This window comes from Terrabacter sp. P5_B1 (assembly GCF_056400505.1).
In genome coordinates, this window is sequence record NZ_JBFULD010000332.1 from 1 (window position 1) to 4,517 (window position 4,517).

4 protein-coding genes and 1 pseudogene are annotated in these 4,517 nt (G+C 70.0%); 3 read left to right on the forward strand and 2 right to left on the reverse strand.

The window, feature by feature from the left end; all coding sequences use genetic code 11:
• Together AC1DP0_RS18470 and AC1DP0_RS18475 are read left to right on the forward strand one after the other, a co-directional pair.
• Positions 1-207 (forward strand): annotated as a pseudogene (locus AC1DP0_RS18470) (enoyl-CoA hydratase/isomerase family protein); the annotation flags it as partial.
• 40 nt (positions 208-247) lie between these two features.
• Entirely contained in the window at positions 248-2,242 is a 1,995-nt protein-coding gene (locus tag AC1DP0_RS18475; protein WP_478087271.1) for an ABC transporter ATP-binding protein, read from the forward strand.
• Between the two features lie 139 nt (positions 2,243-2,381).
• Here AC1DP0_RS18475 and AC1DP0_RS18480 read toward each other — a convergent pair whose 3' ends face one another.
• Together AC1DP0_RS18480 and AC1DP0_RS18485 are read right to left on the reverse strand one after the other, a co-directional pair.
• Positions 2,382-2,747, reverse strand: a complete 366-nt coding sequence (locus tag AC1DP0_RS18480) for a VOC family protein (protein ID WP_478087273.1) — start codon at positions 2,745-2,747, stop codon at positions 2,382-2,384.
• Positions 2,748-2,863: 116 nt separating this feature from the next.
• The gene (locus AC1DP0_RS18485) at positions 2,864-3,661 is read right to left on the reverse strand and encodes an SURF1 family cytochrome oxidase biogenesis protein (RefSeq protein ID WP_478087276.1); all 798 of its coding nucleotides are present in this window, start codon (positions 3,659-3,661) and stop codon (positions 2,864-2,866) included.
• 468 nt (positions 3,662-4,129) lie between these two features.
• On the opposite strand from AC1DP0_RS18485, the gene AC1DP0_RS18490 reads away from it, so the two are divergent.
• A partial coding sequence (locus tag AC1DP0_RS18490; RefSeq protein ID WP_478087278.1) for a globin domain-containing protein occupies positions 4,130-4,517 on the forward strand: 388 nt, incomplete at its 3' end.

Below are 4,517 nucleotides of genomic sequence, written 5' to 3' on the forward strand. Positions count from 1 at the left end.
ATCGGGCTCGTCGGCTCGCTCGCGCCGGCAGCCGACCTCGAGGAGGCGACGGGCTCACTCGTCGAGGCGCTGCTGGCCGCGCCGGAGCCTGCCCTGCGTGCGCTCAAGCCGCTGCTGCGTGGGGCGATCGCGGGTGACCGCGACGGACAGCTCGCCCGTGAGCGCGAGGCCCAGACCGGCCTGCTCCGGACCATGCTCGGCGGCTGATCACGGGGCGAGGGAATCGCCGTCGGTGCTCCGCGGTTGGATGAAGGGACTGAAGGAGGTCGGTGCTGTGGGCATGCAACCGTGGATGGCGATGCGATCGATGTCGCGTGACTCGTCGGTGGCGGAGCGGAGCCTCTCACCGGGCACCCGTCGCCGCGTCCTGACGTATGCCGCGCCCTACCGTTCGTCGATCATCACCTTCCTCGTCGTCGTGGTTCTCGACTCGGTGCTGGTCGTCACGGTGCCGCTCCTGCTCAAGAGCCTCGTCGACGACGGCGTGATCCCCAAGGACTCCTCCGTCGTCATCAAGCTCTCCCTCGTCGTCGCGGTGATCGCCATCACCGACGCCATCCTGACGGTGGTCTCGCGGTGGTACTCCTCCCGCATCGGTGAGGGCCTCATCAACGACCTGCGCACTCAGGTCTTCGGCCACGTGCTGCGCCAGCCCATCGCCTTCTTCACGCGCGCCCAGACCGGCTCTCTCGTGTCACGGCTCAACAACGACGTCGTCGGTGCCCAGCAGGCCTTCACCTCGGTGCTGTCCAACGTCGTCTCCAACGTCGTGTCGGTCGTCCTCGTCGTGGGGGCGATGCTGGCGCTGTCGTGGCAGCTGACCCTCGGCTCGCTCCTGCTCGTCCCGCTGTTCCTCATCCCGGCCAAGCTCATGGGCCGGCGCCTCGCGAGCCTCGCACACCGGCAGATGACGCTCAACGCCGACATGGGCACCCGGATGACCGAGCGCTTCAACGTCGCCGGTGCGCTGCTCGTCAAGCTCTTCGGCACGCCCTCACGTGAGGAGGCCGAGTATGCCGAGCGCGCCGGACGCGTCCGCGACATCGGCATCCAGATCGCGCTCAACCGCACGATGTTCATGGCCGCCCTCTCGCTCGTCGCGGCGCTCGCGACGGCGATGGTCTACGGCTTCGGCGGCGTCATGGYCGTCAACGGCACGCTCTCGGTCGGCACGCTCCTGGCGCTCGCCGCCCTGCTGGCCCGTCTCTACGGCCCGCTGACGTCGCTGTCCAACGTGCGCGTCGACATCATGACTGCGCTCATCTCCTTCGAGCGCGTCTTCGAGGTGCTCGACCTCGAGCCGCTCGTCAAGGAGAGCCCTGACGCCGTCGCCCTGCCCCGCGGTCCGCTCGGCGTCGAGCTCGACCACGTGGCGTTCCGCTACCCGTCGGCCGACGAGGTCTCGCTCGCCTCGCTCGAGTCGGTCGCCTCGGGTGACCGGCGCGGCAGCGGGGTCGTGCTCCACGACATCACCGTTGCGGCGCCCGCCGGTCACCTCATCGCTCTCGTCGGGCCCTCGGGCGCCGGCAAGACGACGCTGACCTCCCTCGTGTCCCGGCTCTACGACCCGAGCGAGGGCGCCGTGCGCATCGGTGGTGTCGACCTGCGTGACGTGACGATGACGTCGCTGCGCGACCGCGTCGGTGTCGTCACGCAGGAGGCGCACCTGTTCCACGACACGATCCGCGCCAACCTGCTCTACGCCCGACCGGACGCCACGGACGAGGAGATCCACGCGGCCCTGCGGGCGGCCCAGATCAGCGCGCTCGTCGACGAGCTGCCCGAGGGTCTCGACACCGTCGTCGGCGATCGCGGCCACCGGCTCAGCGGTGGCGAGAAGCAGCGGCTCGCCATCGCCCGCCTGCTCCTCAAGGCGCCCGACGTCGTCGTGCTCGACGAGGCGACCGCGCACCTCGACTCCGAGTCCGAGGTCGCCGTCCAGCGGGCGCTGGACGCCGCCCTCGAGGGTCGCACCTCGATCGTCATCGCCCACCGCCTCTCGACCATCCGTCAGGCCGACCTCATCGTCGTGCTCGACCACGGCCGCGTCGTCGAGACGGGACGGCACTCGGAGCTGCTCGCCCGGGGCGGCCTCTACGCCGACCTGCACGCGACCCAGTTCGACGACCAGTCCGTGGAGCGCGCCGAGCGCCAGGGCGTGGGCGCCGACAGCACCGGCGCCGCCTCGACGGACCCGACCGAGCCGACGGCGGAGGCCACCGAGCTGCTCGGACGCGTCTGAGTCGACTCGGCCCACCACAGCGGCTGGGGGCCAGACGCACACCTCAAGGTCGTGCACACACCGTATGCCGTGTGCTGCTGCGCGGGGAGTGTGCCGATGACCTGCGGGCGTGTGGCCGCCCGAGTGGATGGGACGTCCGTCAGCGGGCGAGCTGCTGGAGCGCCCAGGTGTTGCCGTCCGGGTCGCTCAGGTGCGCGTACTTGACGCCGCCCATGTCCTGGACGGGGGACACGTCGACACCGGCGCGCGACAGCATCTCCCGAGCCTGCTCGATGTCGTCGACCACGAGGTGCAGGTTCTGCACGCGGGGGGCATCGGGCGCGCTCATGCCGACCCCGATGACGATCGAGCAGCTCGATCCCGGAGGCGTCAGCTGCACGACACGCATGCCGTTGCCCGGCTCGACGTCGTGGTCGACGACGAAACCCATGCCCTCGGCATAGAACGTCTTGCTCCGGTCGACGTCAGTGGTGGGAAGCGGGACGAGTTCCAGGCGCATGTCCATGGCAGAGGGCTCCTTCGTGGGGTGGCGGCGCGGCATCCGGCGCCGGGTCGCCACGGCGTCGTGACAGCGAGCTCGACCTTCTCACCCTTGCGGCCTCCGCGTGCGGAGGACGCGACTCAGGCGTCCTCCTCGTCCCAGATCCGGACCTTCTTCACCGCGATCGCGGCGCCCTCCGGCCCGGCTGCCTCCGCCTGGCGTGCGGCCGCATCCCGCCGGATCGCGAAGAAGATGAAGACGAGACCACCGGGCATGAACAGCCACCACTGGTACGCATACGCCTGGTGCGGCCCCAGGTCCTCCTCGGGCCTGGGCAGCAGGGTCGGCGGGTGGTTTCCCCGGAGGGCCGCCGGCTGCTCGCCGCCGAGCACGACGTAGGCGTCCACCTTGCTCAACGAGGGAACCTGAGTCCGCGCGTCGTCGATGCTGATGCTCGTGAGCTGCGGGGGCGGCACGTCACGGTGGAGGTCCACCTCGCCTGTGCGCAGCCAGCCGGTGACCTGCACCGGCCCCGAGGGCGCCGGGTCGACCGGCGGGCTCGTCTCGGCATCGGCGGCGTTCGGCACCCAGCCGCGGTCGACCAGGAGCGTCAGGCCGTCGGCCTGCATCGGCGTCAGCACCTCGAAACCGACCGTCTGGTCGAGCGTGCGGTTGCGCACAAGCAGGTCGGTGCCGGCATACGTCCCCGTCAGGGAGACTCGCGTCCACTGCCGCTCGGCAGGGATGGCGCGCTCGACGAGGGCGGGCGAGAAGGGGACGGGTGCGGCGCCGTAGTTGTGGGCGATGGCCTCGACCTTGGTGCGCTGCTCGACGTGGCGGCCCCACTGCCACCGGCCGAGGTAGAAGCAAGCGAGCCCGAAGAGGACCGCGACGAGGGTCCAGAGCAGCCAGCGCCGCGTCAGCCAGAGTCGAACCACAGTTCGACGGTACCCGTCCTGAAGGCGGCCCCGGTACCGGCCCGTCTCTGACCTGCGGTTACGTCAAGGCGCCGCCTGCGTCGCACGGCTGGGGATCACGTCGCGTGCCGTCCGATGGTGGACGCCGCCGCCCGAGTCGCCTCCGGCTTGTCGGGCTCCCGAGTGGCGCGCGGTCTCGGCCTGCCGCGGGTCCGCCGACCAGCAACAGGGCCACAGCGACCCAGATCACAGGTTGTCTCATGGAGGATGCCTGTGTGGCGCATCGACGACGTACGGATTGCTGATCACGGCGTGGTGGACATCGACTCGGGGCGTCGTCCTGACAGCCGGTTCCGTCTGAGCCCAGGCGGAGGACTGCGAGTACGGTTGTTGAGGCAAGTGATCCGCATGCTGGTTGGGGGTTCTCCCGTGAGCACAAGTGCAACCGACTCACCTACGTCCCTCCTTTCCCCGGAGTCCGGCGCCGTCGTGAGAGCCACGGCGTCGACTGTGGCGGAGCACGCCGAACAGATCACCGCCCGCTTCTACCCCCGCATGTTCGCCGCCCACCCTGAGCTGCTTCGGGTGTTCAACATGGGTAATCAGGCGACGGGCGAGCAGAGCAAGGCCCTCGCCGCCTCAGTGGTGGCGTACGCCGTGCACCTCATCGACCCCGGCGCGCCACCCTTCGATCATGTGATGCGACGAATCGCCTTCAAGCACATCTCTCTCGGGATCCGACCGGAGCAGTACACCATCGTCGGACACCACCTGCTCGCTGCCGTCGGCGAGGTGCTCGGGGAGGCCGTCACCCCGGAGGTCGCCAGCGCATGGGACGAGGTGTATTGGCTCTTCGCCACTCAGCTCATCGCTGAGG